We start from the raw sequence: 19,152 nt of genomic DNA, 5'->3' as shown, positions 1-19,152 counted from the left end.
AGTTTCACAGGTTTTCAGCGGTGCCCCACAGAGCGCGTCAAACACGCTCAGGCACTGGCCTTGGCCTGTTCCCGGTACACCAACAAGGGCTTGGCGTTTTCTTCGATCGTTGATTCGTCCAGAACCACCTTCTGCACGCCTTCCTGAGCGGGCAATTCGAACATCGTGTCCAGCAGCGACTCTTCCAGGATGGAGCGCAGACCACGCGCGCCGGTCTTGCGTGCCAAGGCCTTGCGGGCGATGGCGTGCAAGGCAGCCGGACGGATTTCGAGCTCGACCCCGTCCATGCTCAGGAGCTGCTGGTACTGCTTGACCAAGGCATTCTTGGGCTCGGTCAGGATCTGGATCATGGCGTCTTCGGTGAGCTCACCCAGGGTGGCGACCACCGGCATCCGGCCGATCAGCTCGGGGATGATGCCGAACTTGATCAGGTCCTCGGGCTCGACCTCGCGGAAGAGCTCGGCAGCCTTGCGCTCGTCCTTGCTCTGCACTTCGGCACCGAAGCCGATGCCGGACTTGACAGAGCGGCTCTGGATGATCTTTTCCAGGCCGTCAAACGCACCGCCGCAGATGAAAAGGATGTTGGTCGTGTCGATCTGCAGGAAGTCCTGATTCGGGTGCTTGCGGCCGCCCTGCGGGGGCACGGACGCCATGGTGCCTTCGATCAGCTTCAGCAAGGCCTGCTGCACGCCCTCACCCGACACGTCGCGCGTGATCGAGGGGTTGTCAGACTTGCGCGAAATCTTGTCGATTTCGTCGATGTAGACGATGCCGCGCTGGGCCTTTTCCACATCGTAGTTGCAGTTCTGCAGCAGCTTCTGGATGATGTTTTCGACGTCCTCACCCACGTAACCGGCTTCGGTCAGGGTGGTGGCGTCGGCGATCACGAAGGGCACATTGAGCAGGCGGGCCAGGGTCTGGGCCAGCAAAGTCTTGCCGGAGCCGGTCGGGCCGATCAGCAGGATGTTGCTCTTGGCCAGTTCGACGTCGGCTTTCTTGCCTTCGCCATGGCCCATGTGCTTGAGGCGCTTGTAGTGGTTGTACACAGCCACCGACAAGGTGCGCTTGGCACGGTCCTGCCCGATCACGTACTGATCGAGGCTGGACTTGATCTCGGAGGGCACCGGCAGGTCGCTTTTGGCCGGACGAGCCTGTTCGGCCTCGGCGGCCACTTCATCACGGATGATGTCGTTGCACAGCTCGATGCACTCGTCGCAGATGAAGACCGACGGGCCGGCGATGAGCTTTTTGACCTCGTGCTGGCTCTTTCCGCAGAAAGAGCAGTACAAGATTTTGTCGCTGGAAGAGCCTTTTTTATCGGGCATGTTGCGGGCCTGTCAAAGTGGAGGCAAGGTGGGTTCGACGCATGATAAGACAATTGGGCTGGCGGTCCAGCCCTGGCCTTAACCGCGCTTGTCGATCACCTTGTCGATGAGTCCGTAGGTGGCGGCCTCTTCGGCCGACATGTAGTAATCGCGCTCGGTGTCGTTCTGGATCTTGTCCAGCGGCTGGCCCGAGCGGTCGGCCAGGATCTTGTTGAGTTGCTCGCGGGTTTTCAGGATTTCGCGGGCGTGGATCTCGATGTCCGTGGCCTGACCTTGTGCACCGCCCAGGGGCTGGTGAATCATGATCTTGGAGTTGGGCAAGGCAAAACGCTTGCCCTTTTCGCCAGCAGCCAGCAGGAAGGCGCCCATGGAGGCGGCCATGCCCATGCACAGCGTCGACACGTTCGGCTTGATGAAGTTCATCGTGTCGAAGATGGACATGCCAGCGCTGACGCTGCCACCGGGCGAGTTGATGTAGAGCGAGATGTCCTTGTCGGGGTTTTCGCTTTCGAGGAACAGCAACTGGGCCACGACGAGGTTGGCCGTCTGGTCGTTGACGGGGCCGACCAGAAAGATCACGCGCTCGCGCAGCAGGCGGCTGTAGATGTCGTAGGCGCGCTCACCACGGCCCGATTGCTCAATGACCATGGGCACCATGCCCAGGTTTTGAATGTCCAGTGCGCTCATGTGCTTCCTTCAGTGCCGGCACCCCGTTGACGGGACGCCGCAGATGTGTATGTCGATTGATTATGACGTGCAAAAAAGCCGACTCGCGGGCGAGGAATCCCCTCGTCAGTGCGAATCGATTTTCCGTTGTTTGCACGCACAGTCAGGTGCAGGCCCTGGAAAGCCCTTCAAAACAAAAGCACCTGCTCCCGTAAGGGAGGCAGGTGCCTTGCCTGCCTTGCGTCACCTGAAAAAAGGCGACGCAACGGCGAGGGGTGCGTACCGGATCAGGCGCCTTGCTGGCCCATCAGTTCTTCGAACGACAGAGCCTTGTCGGTGACCTTGGCCTTGGACAGGATGAAGTCAGCGACGTTGCTTTCGATCACAACGGCTTCGACTTCGGCCATGCGTTGGCGGTCGCTCATGTACCAGGCGACGACCTGGGCCGGTTGCTCGTAGCTCTGTGCCAGCTCTTCGATGTGGGCTTGCAGTTGCTCGGGCTTGGCTTGCAGGTTGTTGGCCTTGACCAGTTCGGCCACGGCCAGACCCAGACGCACGCGGCGTTCAGCCTGGGGCTTGAACATTTCGGCGGGGATCGGGGCCTTGTCAGCGTCCTTGATGCCACGGGCCTTCAGGTCGGCGCGGGCGCCTTCCAGCAGGCGGTCGGTTTCGGCATCGACCAGGGACTTGGGCAGATCGAAGTCGACGGCACCCAGCAGGGCTTCCATGGCGGCAGCCTTGTTGCGGGCAGCCACGCGGAACTTCACTTCGCGTTCCAGGTTGCGCTTGATGTCGGCGCGCAGGGCGTCGACGGAACCGTCGGCCAGACCCAGGCTCTTGATGAACTCTTCGTTCAGCTCGGGCAGTTGCTGAGCTTCGACCTTCTTGACGGTGACCAGGAAGTCGGCTTCCTTGCCGGCGACGTCCTTGCCGTGGTAGTCCTCAGGGAAGGCCAGGGGGAAGGTCTTGGAATCACCAGCCTTCATGCCGCGCACGGCCTTCTCGAACGCTTCGAGCATCTGGCCTTCGCCGACCAGGAACTGGAAACCTTCGGCCTTGCCGCCTTCGAACGGCACGCCGTCGATCTTGCCTTCGAAGTCGATGGTCACGCGGTCACCGTCAGCGGCGCCTTCGGCGGCGGGACGCTGGGCGAAGGTGCGACGCTGCTTGCGCAGGATTTCAACGGTGCGGTCGATGGCAGCGTCGTTGACTTCGGCAGTGGCGCGCTCGACTTCGGCGGCGCTCAGGTCGCCGATGGTGACTTCGGGATAGACCTCGAAGGTGGCATCGAACTGCAGCTGGCCTTCAACGGGGCCGCCTTCTTTTTCAGAGATGCTGGGCTGACCGGCCACGCGCAGGCCGGCTTCTTGAGCAGCCTTGGCGAAGGCAGCGCCGAGCTGGTCGTTGACCACTTCGTACTGCACGGAGTAGCCGTAGCGCTGGGCCACGACGTTCATGGGCACCTTGCCGGGACGGAAGCCGTCGGCCTTGGTGGTGCGGGCCAGCTTCTTCAGGCGGGCGTCGACTTCGTTCTTGAGGGCGTCGGCTGCCAGCGACAGCGTGATGCGGCGCTCCAGCTTGTCGAGGGTCTCCACGGTGATAGCCATGTTGTGAACTCTCAGTATGAGTAAGAAATGAATGTGTCTGGTGCGCGGGGGGGGACTCGAACCCCCACACCATTGCTGGCGTCAGGACCTAAACCTGGTGCGTCTACCAATTTCGCCACCCGCGCCTAGACTGTGAAAAAGTTTGGCCACCTTCAGGCGGCCAAACTGGCTGAATTGGTCTGAACCGCAGATTCTAACGCGGCTCAGACCCTGTTTGAGACACGCTCAAGTTGGGGTGGTCTCCGGGCGTTTCACGCGGAACCAGGCGGCGTACATCGCCGGCAGGGCCAGCAGGGTCAGCACGGTGGCCACAATCAGGCCGCCCATGATGGCCACGGCCATCGGACCCCAGAAGTTGCTGCGGCTCAGCGGGATCATCGCCAGCACGGCAGCCGCGGCGGTCAGCACGATGGGGCGGAAGCGACGCACGGCCGCACCGACCACGGCATCCCAGGCGGGCACGCCCACCGCACGGTCCTTCTCGATCTGGTCGATCAGGATGACGGAGTTGCGCATGATCATGCCCATCAGGGCGATCACACCCAGCAGCGCCACGAAGCCAAACGGACGGTTGAGCGCCAGCAAGGCCATGGCGACGCCAACGATGCCCATCGGGCCGGTCAGGAAGACCAGCACAGCACGCGAGAAGCTCTGCAACTGCAGCATCAGCAGCGTGAAGATGATGAAGAGCATGACTGGCAGGTTGGCGAAGATGGCGCCCTGCCCCTTGCTGCTTTCCTCGGCGGTACCGGCCAGCACCACACGGTAGCCCGATGGCATGCGGGACTGCAATTCCTGCATCTTGGGCCACAGCACACTGCTGACGGTCGGGCCTTGCACGCCTTCGCGCACGTCGCCCTGCACCGTGATGGCGAAGTGACGGCCATCGCGCCACAGCACGCCGGGCTCCCAGACGAGCTTGGGCTTGGCCACTTGCAACACCGGCACCATGCGGCCGGTGGCCGTGGGCACGTAGGCGTTGTCCAGGGCTTCCAGCGTCAGGCGCTCGGATTGGGGCGCGCGCAGGGTGATGTCGATGAGGCGATCACCTTCGCGGTACTGGCCCACGGTGGCGCCGGAGGTCAGGATGCGGCTGGCCTGGGCAATCGACTGCGTGCTCACACCCAGAGCGCGGGCCTTGTCCTGATCCACCTGCAGACGGATGGCTTTGACCGACTCGTTCCAGTTGTCGTTGATGCCATTCATGTCCGGGTGGGCGCGCATGAGGGCCTTGGCCTCTTCGGCGAACTGACGCAGGGTGTTCACGTCTTCGCCAACGATGCGGAACTGCACCGGATAGGCCACCGGGGGGCCGTTGGGCAGCAGCTTCACGCGGGTGCGCAGTTCGGGGAACTCGGCGGCCATCAACTCGGGCAGTTTCTGACGCAGCGTCTCACGGGTTTCCAGGTCCTTGGGCAAGACCACCATCTGGCTGACGTTGGTCTGCGGGAAGATCTGGTCCATCGGCAGGTAGAAGCGCGGCAGGCCCGAGCCCACCCAGGTGCTGACCGCCGTCACACCGGGCTCCTTCATCAGGCGCTGCTCGACGCGATGGGCGAGGTCTTCGGTGGCATCAAAGCTGCTGCCTTCGGGCAACCACAGGTCGACCAGGATCTCTGGGCGGCTGGAATCGGGGAAGAACTGCTGCTGCACCTTACCCATGCCCATGACGCCCAGCACCAGGGCACCGATGGTGAGGCCAATGGTGATCCAGCGGTGCTCGACACACCAGTTCACCGTCGCCTTGAAGCGGCTGTAGAAGGGGGTGTCGTACAGGTCTTCGTTGCTGCCGTGTGCGATCTTGGGCTTGGTCTTGAGCAGCTGCTGGCCCAGGTAGGGCACGAAGTACACCGACACGATCCACGAAATGACCAAGGCGGCGGCCGTGACGGCGAAGATGGCGAAGGTGTACTCACCCGTGGCCGAGTTGGCCATGCCGATGGGCAGGAAGCCCGCAGCGGTGATGAGGGTGCCGGTCAGCATGGGCATGGCGGTCAGGTCGTAGGCCGCCGTGGCCGCGTGCATCTTGTCGTAGCCCTCTTCGAGCTTGTGGACCATCATCTCGACGGCAATGATGGCGTCGTCGACCAGCAGGCCCAGCGCGATGATGAGCGCGCCCAGCGAGATCTTGTGCAGACCCACGCCCCAGTATTTCATGATGAGGAAGGTGACGGCCAGCACCAGCGGGATCGTGATGGCCACGACCAGACCGGGCCAGACATCGAGGCGCCAGGGCTTGGTGTGCAGCCCCAGGCTCAGGAAGCTGACCGCCAGCACCACGAAGACAGCTTCGAGCAGCACCTTGACGAACTCACCCACCGAGGAGGACACGGACTGAGGCTGGTTCTGGATCTGCGTCAGCTCGATGCCGACGGGCAGCTCGTTGCGCAGCCGCTCGGTGGTTTCGGTCAGGCTCTTGCCCAGGGCGATGATGTCCCCACCCTTGGCCATGGACACGCCCAGTGCGACCACATCCTTGCCCTGATGGCGGACCTTGGTCGTGGGGGGATCTTCGTAGCCGCGGCGGATGGTGGCGATGTCGCCCAGCTTGAGAGTGCGGGCTTGCTGGGTGACCGGGTGGATGACGCGGATCGGCAGGCCGCGCAACTGCTCGACAGACTGGATGGCGCCGTTGACGCGCATCTGGATGTTGTTGCGGTCACCCGCATAGACCCCCGCGCCTTCCACGGCGTTCTGCGCGTTCAACTGGGTCAGCACCTGCCCCATGTCGATGCCCAGTTGCGCCAGGCGGCGCTGCGGAATCTCGATGAAGAGCTTTTCGGGCTGCACGCCGAACAGCTCCACCTTGGCCACATTGGGCACGTGCAGCATTTCGGATCGCACGCGCTCGGCGAACTGACGCAGCTCTTCCTGCGAAAAGCCATCGGCCGACAGGGCGTAAATGGAGCCGTAGACGTCACCGAATTCGTCGTTGAAGAAGGGGCCGATCACACCCTGGGGCAAGGTGTGACGCATGTCGCCCACCTTCTTGCGCACCTGGTACCAGAGGTTGGGAATTTCCTTGGGTGGCGAGTAGTCCTTGACCATCATCAGGGTGAAGGACTCGCCCGGCTTGGTGTAGGACTGGATCTTGTCGGCGTAGGGCACCTCTTGCAGGGTGCGCTCGATCTTGTCGGTGACCTGTTCGGCCACTTCCTGCGCGGTGGCGCCAGGCCAGTAGGCGCGCACGACCATCACGCGGAAGGCGAAGGGGGGGTCTTCGTCCTGGCCGAGGTTGAAATAGGCGGCGGCGCCCAGCACCATCAGCACGATCATCAGATAACGCGTGAGGGCCGGGTGCTCGAGCGCCCAACGGGACACGTTGAAACGCTGGTCCTTGGACCAGGATTGGCGGGACATCGACATGCGTGAACTCCCGCTCGATCAGGATGCGGCGCCGGAGGTCGGCGTGGCGGAAGCGGGCGAAGCGGCAGGCTGGGCGCCGGCGTTGGGGGCCTGGTAACGGCGCACCTTCTGACCCGGCGTCAGCACGTGGACGCCCGCCGTGACGATTTCCTGGCCGGGCTGGATGCCTTGGGAGACGAGGATCACATTGCCAGTGATGTCCTTGGTCGTCACCGGCACGGGGTTGACCGTCATGGCCTTGCCGTCGAGCACCCACAGCACGGACTTGCCACCCCGCTCGGCCAGGGCGTTGACGGGCACGCGCACGCCTTGGGCGGCGCGGACGGGCGCATTCATCACGACGGTGGCCGTCTGCCCCAGATCGAAACCAGCGCGGCCGACGTCTGCCTTGACCAGATAGGTGCGGGTCAGCGGATCGGTGGCGGCGGCCACTTCACGCACCGTGACGGGCACCCAGTCTTGCGTGCCCCAGCGGCGGGCCTTGAGCGCTCCGGGCTTGCCCATCAGGGCACGGATGGTCGGACCCATGTCTTCGGGGACGGAGAACACGGCGTCGCGCGGACCGTCATGGGCCAGGGTCAGCACCGGCATGCCGGCGCCGACCACCATGCCGGGCTCCAGGTCCACCCCGGTGATGACGCCCGGGGCGTCGGCCGTGAGGGCCGCGTAGCTGGTCTGGTTGCCTTGCACGCCTGCCTGGGCCCGCGCTTGACGCAGGGAGGCCTGGGCGGCCTTGTTCATGGTGTCGTGGCGCTCCAGCTCCGCGGCGCTGATGAAGCCCTGCGACTTGAGTTCGACAAAGCGCTTGTAATTGGCTGCGGCCTGGGCGGCTTGCGCCTCGGCCGCAGCCAGACCGGCACGCGCTGCCTCCTGGCCCAGCTGCAGGTCTTGCGGGTCGAGCTGGGCCAGCACCTGGCCTCGGGTCACGGTTTGCCCGAGCTCGACCAGGCGACGGTTGACCTTGCCCCCGACGCGAAAGCCCAGGCGAGACTCGGTGCGCGCTCGGATCTCGGCCGCAAATTCACGCTCGAGCACCCCGCCGGTTTCTGCCAGCACCAGCGTGCGCACCGAGCGCACGGGTGGCTCGGCCACAGGCTTCTTGCCGCATCCGGCCAACAGGGCCGCCATCAGGGGCAAAAGAACGTAGTAAGGAGCCTTGGACCAGCGCAGAGTGTTCATGTTGTTTCGCAAAGAAGGAGGCGAGGCGCAATCGTAACTGACCCGCGGGTCAGTAATGTAGAAAATAGGGTTTGCACCTGTCAATTGAGCAATTGAGACAATGGCGGTTCGCCCTTGGCCTGATGACATGAATTCGCCCCCTTCCCCCTCACCCCTTGCCGCCCTCCCTGCCCACGCTGCCACGCCGGTCCCGCGCCCGGGCAGCAGCCTGTACCACGCGCTGCGCAGCAGCCCGCCGGCCTTGCGCCCTGCCCTGCTGGTGTGGCTGCAGTGGTGGCACGAGGTCAGCCGCATCCCGCTGGAAGTCAGCGATGCCGGCGTGGCCGAGACCAAGCTGCGCTGGTGGGCGCAAGAAGTGCGAGACAGCCTGGCGGGCCAGGCGCACCATCCCTTGATGCAGGCCCGTGCCGCCCTGCCCCCGCTGGCCGAGCCCAGCATCTGGCCCGAGTTGGCGCTGTGGACGCAGCAGATCGACGGTCTGATCCAGTTGGTGCACCAGACGCGCTGGCTGGACGATGCCGCCTTGCTGCGGCACAACCGCATGAGCACCGGGGCAGCACTGGAAGGGGCTGCGTGCATCCTGGGCGCCAGCAGCATGCCGGCACGGTCAGCAGCCTGCGTGCTGGGCACGGGTTTGCGCCAGTCGCACCAGGTGGCGCGGCTGGGACTGGATGCGCGGCTGGGTTGGGTCAATGTGGCGATCGAGGTGCTGCAGACCCACGATGTGAAGGCCCACCAGTTGAGCAAGCCGGATGCAGCTCAGGCGCCTGCCGGCTGGCCGGGATTGCTGCAACACCTGACCGAACAGGCCCGCGCCAGCATCGAGCAAGGGCTCGCAGCCATCGAGGCCTTGCCAGCGGCAGAGTTCGAGGCGCTGCTGCCTTTGCGGGTGCTGGCCCACATTCACCTGACGCAACTGCAGGAGATCGCCGGCAAAGGCGACCGCATCCTGCATGAGCGGGTGCTGCTCACCCCGCTGCGCAAGTGGTGGATCGGCCAGCGCGTGCGCTGGGGTTGGCTGAACTGAACCTCGGGCCCCTGACCGCGCAGGCCGCCCAGGCCGGATGCGGCCTCAGTTTCCAGTGCTGCGACTGAAGGGCGCGGCCAGCGGTTCGCCCACAAAGAGGCCCTGCTGAGGCCACCGCACGCTCTTCCAGTAAGCCTCCAGCGCCGTGGCGCCTTGCAGATAAAACAGCAGCAGGGCCTGAGGATCCGGGAATTTCTGGAGATGGGCACAGGGCTCGCTGGTCGTGCCGTAGCTGGCCGTGGCCCCGGCATCGATCCAGGACAGCACGGTCATCTGCCCGTGCGACGCCTCCAGTGCCCCGCCGAAGGAGGTCAGGTGGTCGGCCAGGGCGCCAGGCAGAAAACCGACGGTGTTCAGGTGCTCAACGCGCTCGCGCCCTGTCAGGTACAGCAAGACGCGATCGACATCCTGCAGTGCATCGGTCTCATCGAGGTGGACCTCGATGCCGAACTGCCGCACCTGCCCCGCAGGTGGGAAAAGCAGCCGACGCTGGCTGCGGATCCGGTCGGAGGTGCTGACGTAATGCACCTGGGCCGGCAGCGCCCCGCGCAGTCCCAGGGTGTGGTCAGCGCGCACGCCTCGATCGATCATGGCCTTGGCAGATGCCACGTCGCTGGCCGCCAGCAACATGCTCAAGCGCATGCCATGGTCGTGGTGGGGCCGTGTCGAGATGCCGCCGAAGTAGGTCGACGCGCGGCTGACGCCGCAGGTGTTCTGGCACAGGCGGTGGTCGTAGCCCATGGCCAGGGCCCCGGTGATGGCATTGCAGTTGACCGCATAGGGCTGGCGCCAGCTCAAGGCCAGGCCCTGCACCCGCTTCCCGAAAAAGGCGTCCACCTCTTTGGCAAACGCCTCGAACTCTGCTGGCGTGAGCGTGGACTTGACCGGCAGGCGCACCTTGAGGATGCGGGACGCCGGGATCTGCCGCGCCTTGGCGTAGTAGGCGCCGATCTGAACGGAGTAAGGGTCCTCTTCGTTGATGACCAGCCCCAGGTCCTCGGCCGTGAGCCGGCCATGCACGCGGGGAGCGCGCACCCAGCGTCGCTCTGGCAGAGGTGCCGAGGCAGCTGAGGAGGCGGAGGCGGCGCCCGACGCCGCCAGCGCGCTGGCCGGTTGCGACGTGGGGCGAGACGCCGGGGCGGCCACTGCCACGCCCGCAGGAGACGGCGCCGGGTCTGCGGCATGCAGGGTGCCGGCCCACACGGCCAGGAGGGTCAGGCACAGCCTGCGAAGAACAGAGAGGCTCATCCAGCAAGGTCCACAGAAATCAGGTGCCATGAAATACCGAATCCAGGGTCTCCGACAGAGCAAGCACCCGGGGTGCAGTTGATTATTTCCGTGTTCCGGTGGAATATCACCTATCAAAATCCCCTTCGTCGAAAGAAATGCCGATGAGTGATTCGCCCACCCCGACCACGTCCGTGCAGGTGATGAGCCGGATGTTTGCCTTGCTCGACGTTCTGGCCAGCGAGGGGCAAGCCATCTCTCTGAAGGCGGCCAGCGAACGCACCGGCCTGCACCCTTCCACGGCCCACCGCATCCTCAACGACCTGGCTGCCGGTGGCCTGGTCGAGCGCTCCGGCCCAGGACACTACCGCCTGGGCATGCGCCTGATGACGCTGGGCAACCTGGTCAAGTCGCGGCTCGACGTGCGCGAGCAGGCGGCCCGGCCGATGCAGGAGCTGCACCGGCTCTCGGGGCACGTGGTCTCGCTGTTCGTGCGCCAGGATGACGAGGCGGTGTGCGTCGAGCGCACGGTGGCCGAGCGCCATGGCATCCACCTCACCCGGACCGACGGCCTGCGCACGCCCTTGACGCGCAGCGCGGCAGGCAAAGTGCTGCTGCTGGACGAAGCCGGGCTGCTGCTACAGGCCCTGTGTCAGCTGCAAGCCGACACGCTAGACAGCTTGCAGCACGAATTGAGCACCATCCGCGCCCAAGGCATCGCCCTGCACCATGACGCCCTGGGCGTTGGCCAGCACATGGCGGCCGTGCCCGTTCGCAACGATCTGGGACAGGTGGTCGCCAGCCTGACCCTGTCGTGGCAGGGCGGCGACCTGCGCAGCGAGTGGGTCGAGGCGCTGAAAGCCACGGCTCAACAGGTCTCGACCGCCCTGGGCTGGTCTGCCCTTGAATGACAAACGGCCCGCCATCTTCCGATGGGCGGGCCGTGTGCGCGTTGAACGATCAGGAGGCGTTCGAGCGGGTCAGCGTGACGCTGCCTACGGCTCCCTTCATGGAAGCCTCTTCGATCCAGCGGCGCACGCGCTCGGCATCGGCCTGGCGCGAATGCTTGCCCGCCGAGTCGAGGAACACCATGATGAACTTGCGACCGGCCATCTTGGCCTGCATGACCAGGCAACGCCCCGCCTCGACGATGTAACCGGTCTTTTGCAGACCGATGTCCCAGGCCGGGTTGCGCACCAGACTGTTCGTGTTGCGATACTGCAGCTGGCGATTACCCAGGTTCACCGCATGCTCGGGCGAGACCGACAGCTCACGGATCAGGTGATGCTGGTAAGCCGCCTTGACCAGTGAGGCCAGGTCTTTGGCGCTGGACTGGTTGCCGCTGTTGAGGCCCGTCGGGTCAACATAACGGGTGTCGATCATGCCCAGGCTGCGGGCTTTGGCGTTCATGACACGCACGAACGCGCCCAAGCCGCCCGGATAGGTGCGGCCCAGCGCATGGGCGGCACGGTTTTCAGACGACATCAGCGCCAGATGCAGGAGCTCGCCACGGCTCAGGGTGGTACCCACCGCCAGGCGCGAGCTGCTGTTCTTTTCGGTGTCCACATCGTCGTGGGTGATGGTGATGGCTTCGTCGTAAGGCAGGTGAGCCTCCACCATGACGAGGGCCGTCATCAGCTTGGTCAGGGAGGCAATGGGCAAGACCGCCTCGGAATTCTTGGCAAACACGACCTCGTTGGTGTCCTGGTCCATGACCAGCGCGACGCTGGATTTCAGATCCAGCGGGTCCGGGGTCTGGTGCAAGCCGTAGATCTGGCCATAAGACGCGCGCGCTGCACCGGCTGCCGGGGTCAAGCCGCTGAAGTTGTTGGCCGACTGCGAAGACAAGTGCGAACGCACCACCAGCGGACGCACGGCACGGCGATCGGCAGCCGAGGCCACGGCCTGGCGGATGCCCGACGAGCGCTGGGTTGCCTTGGCCTGACGCGCTTCGGCGCGGACGCGGGCCAGTCGCTCGGCACGGGTCTCAGCCCGATTCGACTTCTTGGCCGAGGCGCGCGCGACCTGGGTGTCCTTGACCTTCTTGCGTGCCGACGACTTGGCCACCCGCTCCTTGCTGGAAGACGCCTTCTTCGCCACCACCTTGGATTTGGCGGACGCCGACTTGCTGCTCGACTTCTTGACGGAGGTCTTGGTACTGCTCTTGGTCGACTCGGCACGGGCGGCCTGAGCAGGCACCATGACCGCCAGACTCAGCAGCGATGCGAGCGCCCAAGTCAGCCAGTTTTTCTTCCAGTTTGCGTGTGCCACGGTACGACCCTTTCGTCTTGCAGAAAGTGTAAATAAAAAGGCGCGCAAGATCAACGACTTACGCGCCTTTTATCAAGTGACCTGACGAATCAGGCCATTTGCACCCCGCTCAACCCTGTGCAGCGACCCTTTCGGCGTTGCTGTGCAGCTTGTTGAGGGCAGACAGATAAGCCTTGGCAGAGGCGACCACGATGTCCGGATCGGCCCCCACGCCATTGACCACGCGTCCACCCAACTGCAGACGCACGGTCACCTCTCCCTGCGATTCTGTGCTTCCCGAGGTGATCGCGTTCACCGAGTACAGCAGAATTTCTGCGCCACTTTTCACGACAGTCTCGATCGCCTTGAGGCTGGCGTCGACCGGGCCGTTGCCATCGGCCTCGGCGGTGTGCTCGACCGTGCCGGCCGCGAACACCACGCGGGCGTGCGGACGCTCACCGGTTTCGGAGCGCTGCGACAGCGCGACCAGGCGGTAATGTTCCTGCTCGCTGGTGACACTTTCGTCGCCCACCAGGGCAATGATGTCCTCGTCGAAAATCTCGCTCTTGCGGTCGGCCAGTTCCTTGAACTTGGCAAACGCGGCGTTGACTTCGGCTTCGGAGTCAAGGTCGATGCCCAGCTCTTCCAGACGCTGCTTGAAGGCGTTGCGGCCCGAGAGCTTGCCCAGCACGATCTTGTTGGCGGCCCAGCCCACGTCTTCGGCGCGCATGATTTCGTAGGTGTCGCGCGCCTTGAGCACGCCGTCCTGGTGGATGCCGGAGGCGTGGGCGAAGGCGTTGGCGCCCACCACGGCCTTGTTGGGCTGCACGACGAAGCCGGTGGTTTGCGAAACCAGGCGCGAGGCGGGCATGATCTGGCGGGTGTCGATGCCGACGTCCAGACCAAAGTAGTCGCGACGGGTCTTGATGGCCATGACCACCTCTTCCATCGCGCAGTTGCCGGCACGCTCGCCCAGGCCGTTGATGGTGCACTCGATCTGGCGAGCGCCGCCGATCTTGACGCCGGCCAGCGAGTTGGCCACGGCCATGCCCAGGTCGTTGTGGCAGTGCACCGACCAGATGGCCTTATCGGAGTTCGGCACCATCGCGCGCAGATCGCGGATGAAGTTCCCGTAGAGCTCAGGGATGGCGTAGCCCACCGTGTCGGGGATGTTGATGGTGGTGGCGCCCTCGTTGATGACGGCCTCGCACACGCGCGCCAGGAAGTCGAGCTCGGAGCGGTAGCCGTCTTCGGCCGAGAACTCGACGTCGGAGGTCAGGTTGCGAGCGAAGCGCACCGCCTGCTTGGCCTGCTCCAGCACCTGCTCGGGCGACATGCGCAGCTTTTTCTCCATGTGGAGCGGGCTGGTGGCGATGAAGGTGTGGATGCGCCAGGAGTTGGCGCCCTTCAGGGCCTCGGCCGCACGGCTGATGTCGCGGTCGTTGGCGCGCGCCAGCGAGCAAACGGTGGAATCCTTGATCACGTCGGCAATGGCCTTGATGGCCTCGAAGTCACCATTGGAGGCGGCGGCAAAACCGGCCTCCATCACGTCCACCTTCATGCGCTCAAGCTGCTTGGCGATGCGCAGCTTTTCTTCACGCGTCATCGAGGCGCCCGGGGACTGCTCGCCATCGCGCAAGGTGGTGTCGAAAATGATGAGTTTGTCGGTCATGGTGGGGCTCCCGAAACAGGATCAGCAGGTTCAGCGGTGCAGGCCGGCTTCGTCCGGCTCGTCGGTGGAGGTGGAGATCACGCTCACCGGCTTGCCCTTCATGCGGCGCCAGATGTAGACGCCATAGCCGGAAAAGCCGTAGATGACGAAGACGGCAAACAGCACGATGGGCGGGTGGATCGTGATCACCGAGATGCCGAGCGCAATCGCCACGATGGCGATGAAGGGCACCGAGCGGCGGAAGTTGACGTCCTTGAAGCTGTAGAACGGCACGTTGGTGACCATGGTCAGGCCCGCGTACAGCGTGAAGCCGCAGGCCATCCAGATCATGCCGGGCAGGCTTTGCGCGGTCTCACCCATATCGGTCACAACCCAGATCAGGCCCATCACCAGGGCGGCCGCGGCCGGGCTGGGCAGCCCCTGGAAGAAGCGCTTGTCGACCACGCCGATGTTGGTGTTGAAGCGTGCCAGGCGCAGGGCCGCGCCCGAGCAATAAACGAACGCGGCGATCCAGCCGAGCTTGCCCATGTCCTTGAGCGCCCATTCATAAGCGATCAGGGCGGGGGCGGCGCCGAAGGACACCATGTCGGACAAACTGTCCATCTGCTCGCCAAACGCGCTTTGCGTGTTGGTCAGGCGGGCGACGCGACCGTCCAGGCTGTCGAGCACCGCGGCACAGAAGATACCGATGGCGGCGAGATCAAACTTGCCGTTCATGGCCATGACGATGGCATAGAAGCCCCCGAACAAGGCCGCCAGGGTGAACAGGTTGGGCAGGATGTAGATGCCCTTGCGACGCCGACGCGGCGGCTCTTCCGCGTCGTGCATGTCGTGATCTTCCAAGAGATCGGGGTCCTGCGGAGAGTGAGGTTGCATGCTCAGGCCGCGACCAGGGTCGCGAGGATGGTGGTGGTGGCGCACACCTTTTCGCCGGGGGCCACCTTGGGCACGGCGTGAGGTGGCAGGTAAACGTCGACACGGGAGCCGAAACGGATCAAGCCGTAGCGCTGCCCCCGTGTGAGGCGGTCGCCGGCCTTGACGTGGCACAGGATGCGGCGGGCAAACAGGCCTGCACTTTGGACCAGCGTCACGATCTGGCCATGCGAATCGATGACGACGGCATTGCGCTCGTTGTGACGCGAGGCCGTGTCCAGATCTGCGCTGAGCAGATGATGACCCGGAAAGTACTGGACCTTCTGGATCACACCGTCCACGCTGGCGCGGTTGCCCTGGGTGTCAAACAGGTTCATGAACACGCTGATGCGCAAGGCATCGCGGTTGGCATAGGGGTCGCGGGCCTTCTCGATCTTGACAATGCGGCCGTCGGCGGGCGAGAGCACGGCCCCCGACTGTGCCGGCACCTGCCGCGGCGAGGCGCGCCAGACCAGCAAGGCGGCGAGCAAGGTCAGACCACCCAGCAGCAAGGCCGGCCAGGCCCCCAGCCACAAGGTCAGCATCACGGTGAGCAGCAGGATCGATCCGACGGCAAAGGCATGCACGCGGGCGTCTGCCTGAAAGGGATAGCTCATGGTGCCGCCGAGGATACCTCATGCGGCCGCACCGGCGAGGACGCGGCGTGGTGAAGCACGCGCTGCGGGAAGGGGATGTCAATGCCCAGGCGGTTGAGCGTGTCGAGCACGGCCAGGTTCACGTTGGAGCGTGGCCCACCCAGGCCCAGTTCAGGATCTCTCACCCAAAAGGAGATGGTCAGCTCCAGCCCGTCGGCAGCGAAATTGGTCAGCAGCACCGAGGGGGCCGGCTCGGCCATCACGCGGGGCACTTGCGAAATGGCCGCGAGCAACTCAGGAAACAATGCTCTCACGTCCGTGCCATAGGCAACCTGCACCACGGTGCTGACGGAAACCTGCCGGTCAGACAGAGAGGCGTTCTCCACCCGCTGGGTGATAAGGGTTTCATTGGGCACGATGGCTTCACGCCCCCCCGGGGCCCGCAAGACGGTGTAGCGGGTGTTGATGTCGGTGATGGTGCCTTCGAAGTTGTCGACCTTGACCAGGTCGCCGATGCGCAGGCTGCGCTCGGCCAGGATCACGAAACCGCTGACGTAGTTGGCCGCGAGCTTTTGCAGGCCAAAGCCCAGCCCCACGCCAATGGCCCCGCCAAACACCGACAAGGCCGTCAGGTCGATGCCGGCGGTGGACAGCGCCAGCATCAGGCCCACCAGCAGCAGAACAGAGCGCATGGCGTTGACTGCCATCTTGCGCAGCGACAGGTTGCCGGTGGCACCCTTGAGCAGTTGCGACTCGATGGCCGAGGACAGCGACAGCGACAGGATGAGCACCAGCACCGCGGTGATGGCACCTTCGATCAGGTCGCGCAAGTTGATGACGCTGCCACCGACCTTCCAGGTGACGCTTTCCATGCCCGCCAGCACGATGGGCAACAGGCCCGTGACCCACAGCACCATGGCCAGCCAGGCCAGCCAGGACACCGTGCGTTCGATGACCCGCATCGTGCGGGACTCGGGGAACACCACCCGCAAGACCTTGACGGTGATGCGGATCACCGCCAGCGAGGTCAGCACCGGGATGGCGACCTGGAACACCACCATGGGCAACGTGCCCAGGAACAGCCGATAAGCCACCAGTGCCAGGCCCAGAGACAGAACCGGGAACATGGCGCCATCGATGACGTGGTGACCCAGCCAGATCGAGCGGACGTCGCCCTGGCGCCCGCGCCACAGGCGCACGATCAACCATGCCAGCGCCAGGCAGCCCAGCAGGATGGCGATTTCAGTCAGGGCAACCGGCTGTTGAAGGTGCTGCCAGAACCTCGACAGCTCTGACGCTGTCATGGGCGATGTGTCTTGAACAGTGGCGGCGATATTCATGCATCAATCGGAAAACGGGCCGGCGGCCTCAAGCCTCCAGCAGGGTGCGGACGTGGGCGGCGACACTGCGCGCCAGAGAGCTGACGTGGTAGCCCCCTTCCAGACAGGAGACCACGCGCCCGCCGGCAAAGCGCTGCGCGACTTCCACGATTTTCGCCGTGATCCAGGCGTAATCGGCCTCAACCAGTTGCAAACCACCCATGTCGTCTTCGCGGTGGCCGTCAAAACCCGCCGAGATGAAGATCATCTCAGGCTGAAAATCTTCCAGGCGGTACATCCAGTAGCTCTCGATCACATCGCGGATGGTGTGACCGTTGGTGCGCGCCGGCACCGGCACGTTGACCATGTTGCCCGCCCGCGATTCGGCTCCGCTGAAGGGGAACAGGGGATGCTGGAACAGGCCGACCATGAGGACCCGGTCGTCGCCGGCGAAGATGTCTTCTGTGCCGTTGCCGTGGTGCACGTCAAAGTCGACGATGGCCACGCGCTTCAGCCCCTTCACGTCGAGTGCGTGCCGGGCCGCCACCGCGACGTTGTTGAAAAAGCAGAACCCCATGGTCTGGTTGTGCGGCGCATGGTGTCCGGGCGGGCGGATGGCACAAAAGGCGTTGTCCACCTTGCCTTCGATCACAGCGTCGGTGGCGGCGATGGCCGCCCCCGCGGCACGCCAAGCGGCTGAACGGGTACCGGGACAGGCCCAGGTGTCCGGGTCGAGCGCCCGGCTGTCGCCCGTGGCTTCGAGTTGCTGCAGGAAGTCGTCGAGCGTCAGGATGTAGTTGAGGTCATGAGCCAGAGCCAGGTCGTCGTTGGTGGCCAGCGGGACCTCGCCCCGAACGAGATGGACATCCAGTCCCTGCGACCTCAATTCGTCTTCAATCGCCAAGATGCGCTGCGGCCCTTCCGGATGCCCATCCCCCATCACATGAGCCAGACAGTCTGGGTGGGAAAAATAACCGGTTGCCATGTGTGTGTCCTGCCCCGCATCGATGGCGGGTTTGAGTTATGGTTTCACCATGCTCCGCAAAGACTCTTCTATTGCGACGACGGCACACACGCCCTCGTCCGCCCAGGCCTCGCAGATCACGCGTCTCATTGATCAGGTTAGCACGATCATTGTCGGCAAGCACGAGCAGGTGTCGCTGAGTGTCATCTGCCTGCTGGCCTCCGGACACCTGCTGATCGAAGACGTGCCCGGCGTGGGCAAAACCACCCTGTCACACGCGCTGGCGCACAGCCTGGGCCTGAGTTTTTCGCGCATCCAGTTCACGGCCGACCTGCTGCCCTCCGACCTGATCGGCGTGAGCGTGTACGACCGCCATAAGGAAGATTTCATCTTCCACCCCGGGCCGGTGTTCGCCCAGGTGCTGCTGGCCGACGAAATCAACCGGGCCGGGCCGCGCACCCAAAGCGCCTTGCTCGAAGCGATGGAGGAGCGCCAGGTCTCGGCCGAAGGCGAAACCCGCCCCCTGCCCTCGCCGTTTTTCGTGATCGCCACACAGAACCCGGGCGATCAGCTGGGCACGCACCCGCTGCCCGAGTCGCAACTGGACCGCTTCGCCATGCGCTTGTCGCTGGGCTACCCCGATCCGGCCGCCGAGCGCGCACTGTTGGTGGGCGATGACCGGCGCGGCCTCTTGCAAGCGCTGCAGCCGGTGATGACGCCCGAAGCGTGGGCCCAGGCACAGGCCCAGGTCGATGCGGTGCATGTGTCGGCCGGCCTGCTGGACTACCTGCAGGGGCTGATCGCGGCCACGCGGGATGGACGCTGGTTTGCGCTGGGCCTGAGCCCACGGGCCGGGCTGTCGCTGCTGAAGCTGGCGCGGGCACGGGCCCTGGTCATGGGGCGCAACCATGTCTCGCCGGAAGATCTGCAGGTGCTGTGGGTGCCCGCCGTCGCACACCGCCTGCAACCCCTGGCGCAATCGGGGCGCAGCGCCGCAGCGCAGGCGCGGGCCCTGCTGGAGGCGGTCCCGGTGCCATGATGA

Annotated in this window: 15 protein-coding genes and 1 tRNA gene; 3 read left to right on the top strand and 13 right to left on the bottom strand. The window is 64.7% G+C overall.

Going from position 1 to position 19,152, the window contains the following annotated elements:
- Positions 1 to 47: 47 nt before the first annotated feature.
- The 6 genes from clpX to RBT42_RS11225 form a co-directional block, all read right to left on the bottom strand.
- Complete coding sequence (clpX, locus tag RBT42_RS11250; RefSeq protein ID WP_320365127.1) at positions 48 to 1,325, bottom strand: ATP-dependent Clp protease ATP-binding subunit ClpX; 1,278 nt, start codon at positions 1,323 to 1,325, stop codon at positions 48 to 50.
- A 78-nt stretch (positions 1,326 to 1,403) separates the two neighbouring features.
- Positions 1,404 to 2,012 (bottom strand): ATP-dependent Clp endopeptidase proteolytic subunit ClpP, encoded by a 609-nt coding sequence (clpP, locus tag RBT42_RS11245; RefSeq protein ID WP_320365125.1) that lies wholly within the window; start codon positions 2,010 to 2,012, stop codon positions 1,404 to 1,406.
- 266 nt (positions 2,013 to 2,278) lie between these two features.
- Positions 2,279 to 3,598 (bottom strand): trigger factor, encoded by a 1,320-nt coding sequence (tig, locus tag RBT42_RS11240; RefSeq protein ID WP_320365123.1) that lies wholly within the window; start codon positions 3,596 to 3,598, stop codon positions 2,279 to 2,281.
- A 38-nt stretch (positions 3,599 to 3,636) separates the two neighbouring features.
- Positions 3,637 to 3,723, bottom strand: a tRNA-Leu gene (locus RBT42_RS11235).
- Positions 3,724 to 3,823: 100 nt separating this feature from the next.
- Positions 3,824 to 6,964: an efflux RND transporter permease subunit gene (locus tag RBT42_RS11230; protein ID WP_320365121.1), complete on the bottom strand. Its 3,141-nt coding sequence runs from the start codon at positions 6,962 to 6,964 to the stop codon at positions 3,824 to 3,826.
- 18 nt (positions 6,965 to 6,982) lie between these two features.
- A complete protein-coding gene (locus RBT42_RS11225) occupies positions 6,983 to 8,143 on the bottom strand; it encodes an efflux RND transporter periplasmic adaptor subunit (RefSeq protein WP_320365119.1) in 1,161 nt (386 codons plus the stop codon).
- Positions 8,144 to 8,270: 127 nt separating this feature from the next.
- Here RBT42_RS11225 and RBT42_RS11220 point away from each other — a divergent pair, with 127 nt between their 5' ends.
- Entirely contained in the window at positions 8,271 to 9,170 is a 900-nt protein-coding gene (locus RBT42_RS11220) for a phytoene/squalene synthase family protein (RefSeq protein ID WP_320365118.1), read from the top strand.
- Between the two features lie 45 nt (positions 9,171 to 9,215).
- Here RBT42_RS11220 and RBT42_RS11215 read toward each other — a convergent pair whose 3' ends face one another.
- A complete protein-coding gene (locus RBT42_RS11215; protein WP_320365116.1) occupies positions 9,216 to 10,418 on the bottom strand; it encodes a TIGR03790 family protein in 1,203 nt (400 codons plus the stop codon).
- Between the two features lie 143 nt (positions 10,419 to 10,561).
- Between RBT42_RS11215 and RBT42_RS11210 the strand changes: the two genes are divergently transcribed.
- Positions 10,562 to 11,308, top strand: a complete 747-nt coding sequence (locus tag RBT42_RS11210; protein ID WP_320365114.1) for an IclR family transcriptional regulator — start codon at positions 10,562 to 10,564, stop codon at positions 11,306 to 11,308.
- Between the two features lie 49 nt (positions 11,309 to 11,357).
- Here RBT42_RS11210 and pbpG read toward each other — a convergent pair whose 3' ends face one another.
- From pbpG to RBT42_RS11180, 6 genes are all read right to left on the bottom strand, one after another.
- On the bottom strand, positions 11,358 to 12,599 hold the full coding sequence (gene pbpG / locus RBT42_RS11205) for a D-alanyl-D-alanine endopeptidase (RefSeq protein ID WP_413785889.1): 1,242 nt from the start codon (positions 12,597 to 12,599) through the stop codon (positions 11,358 to 11,360).
- 178 nt (positions 12,600 to 12,777) lie between these two features.
- A complete protein-coding gene (locus RBT42_RS11200) occupies positions 12,778 to 14,319 on the bottom strand; it encodes a 2-isopropylmalate synthase (protein WP_320365110.1) in 1,542 nt (513 codons plus the stop codon).
- Between the two features lie 30 nt (positions 14,320 to 14,349).
- Positions 14,350 to 15,147 (bottom strand): CDP-diacylglycerol--serine O-phosphatidyltransferase, encoded by a 798-nt coding sequence (gene pssA, locus RBT42_RS11195; RefSeq protein ID WP_320365108.1) that lies wholly within the window; start codon positions 15,145 to 15,147, stop codon positions 14,350 to 14,352.
- Between the two features lie 50 nt (positions 15,148 to 15,197).
- Entirely contained in the window at positions 15,198 to 15,848 is a 651-nt protein-coding gene (locus tag RBT42_RS11190) for a phosphatidylserine decarboxylase (protein WP_320365106.1), read from the bottom strand.
- On the bottom strand, positions 15,845 to 17,131 hold the full coding sequence (locus RBT42_RS11185) for a mechanosensitive ion channel family protein (protein ID WP_320365104.1): 1,287 nt from the start codon (positions 17,129 to 17,131) through the stop codon (positions 15,845 to 15,847). The genes RBT42_RS11190 and RBT42_RS11185 overlap by 4 nt, the downstream gene beginning before the upstream one ends.
- Before the next feature lie 64 nt (positions 17,132 to 17,195).
- Complete coding sequence (locus RBT42_RS11180) at positions 17,196 to 18,131, bottom strand: histone deacetylase family protein (protein ID WP_320365102.1); 936 nt, start codon at positions 18,129 to 18,131, stop codon at positions 17,196 to 17,198.
- Positions 18,132 to 18,180: 49 nt separating this feature from the next.
- Here RBT42_RS11180 and RBT42_RS11175 point away from each other — a divergent pair, with 49 nt between their 5' ends.
- Positions 18,181 to 19,149, top strand: coding sequence for a MoxR family ATPase (locus RBT42_RS11175; RefSeq protein ID WP_320365100.1), 969 nt, complete (start codon positions 18,181 to 18,183; stop codon positions 19,147 to 19,149).
- Positions 19,150 to 19,152 lie beyond the last annotated feature (3 nt).

Source organism: Aquabacterium sp. (assembly GCF_034003525.1).
GTDB lineage: Bacteria > Pseudomonadota > Gammaproteobacteria > Burkholderiales > Burkholderiaceae_C > Aquabacterium.
The sequence above is the reverse complement of the archived record's forward strand: the minus strand, read 5'-3'. Positions and strand labels throughout refer to the sequence as shown.

What these genes read in the sequence shown, in the direction of transcription:
- clpX (WP_320365127.1), bottom strand. Translation starts at nt 1,325, where the DNA reads ATGCCCGATAAAAAAGGCTCTTCCAGCGACAAAATCTTGTACTGCTCT.
- clpP (WP_320365125.1), bottom strand. Translation starts at nt 2,012, where the DNA reads ATGAGCGCACTGGACATTCAAAACCTGGGCATGGTGCCCATGGTCATT.
- tig (WP_320365123.1), bottom strand. Translation starts at nt 3,598, where the DNA reads ATGGCTATCACCGTGGAGACCCTCGACAAGCTGGAGCGCCGCATCACG.
- RBT42_RS11230 (WP_320365121.1), bottom strand. Translation starts at nt 6,964, where the DNA reads ATGTCGATGTCCCGCCAATCCTGGTCCAAGGACCAGCGTTTCAACGTG.
- RBT42_RS11225 (WP_320365119.1), bottom strand. Translation starts at nt 8,143, where the DNA reads ATGAACACTCTGCGCTGGTCCAAGGCTCCTTACTACGTTCTTTTGCCC.
- RBT42_RS11220 (WP_320365118.1), top strand. Translation starts at nt 8,271, where the DNA reads ATGAATTCGCCCCCTTCCCCCTCACCCCTTGCCGCCCTCCCTGCCCAC.
- RBT42_RS11215 (WP_320365116.1), bottom strand. Translation starts at nt 10,418, where the DNA reads ATGAGCCTCTCTGTTCTTCGCAGGCTGTGCCTGACCCTCCTGGCCGTG.
- RBT42_RS11210 (WP_320365114.1), top strand. Translation starts at nt 10,562, where the DNA reads ATGAGTGATTCGCCCACCCCGACCACGTCCGTGCAGGTGATGAGCCGG.
- pbpG (WP_413785889.1), bottom strand. Translation starts at nt 12,599, where the DNA reads ATGGTGCCTGCTCAGGCCGCCCGTGCCGAGTCGACCAAGAGCAGTACC.
- RBT42_RS11200 (WP_320365110.1), bottom strand. Translation starts at nt 14,319, where the DNA reads ATGACCGACAAACTCATCATTTTCGACACCACCTTGCGCGATGGCGAG.
- pssA (WP_320365108.1), bottom strand. Translation starts at nt 15,147, where the DNA reads ATGCACGACGCGGAAGAGCCGCCGCGTCGGCGTCGCAAGGGCATCTAC.
- RBT42_RS11190 (WP_320365106.1), bottom strand. Translation starts at nt 15,848, where the DNA reads ATGAGCTATCCCTTTCAGGCAGACGCCCGCGTGCATGCCTTTGCCGTC.
- RBT42_RS11185 (WP_320365104.1), bottom strand. Translation starts at nt 17,131, where the DNA reads ATGACAGCGTCAGAGCTGTCGAGGTTCTGGCAGCACCTTCAACAGCCG.
- RBT42_RS11180 (WP_320365102.1), bottom strand. Translation starts at nt 18,131, where the DNA reads ATGGCAACCGGTTATTTTTCCCACCCAGACTGTCTGGCTCATGTGATG.
- RBT42_RS11175 (WP_320365100.1), top strand. Translation starts at nt 18,181, where the DNA reads ATGCTCCGCAAAGACTCTTCTATTGCGACGACGGCACACACGCCCTCG.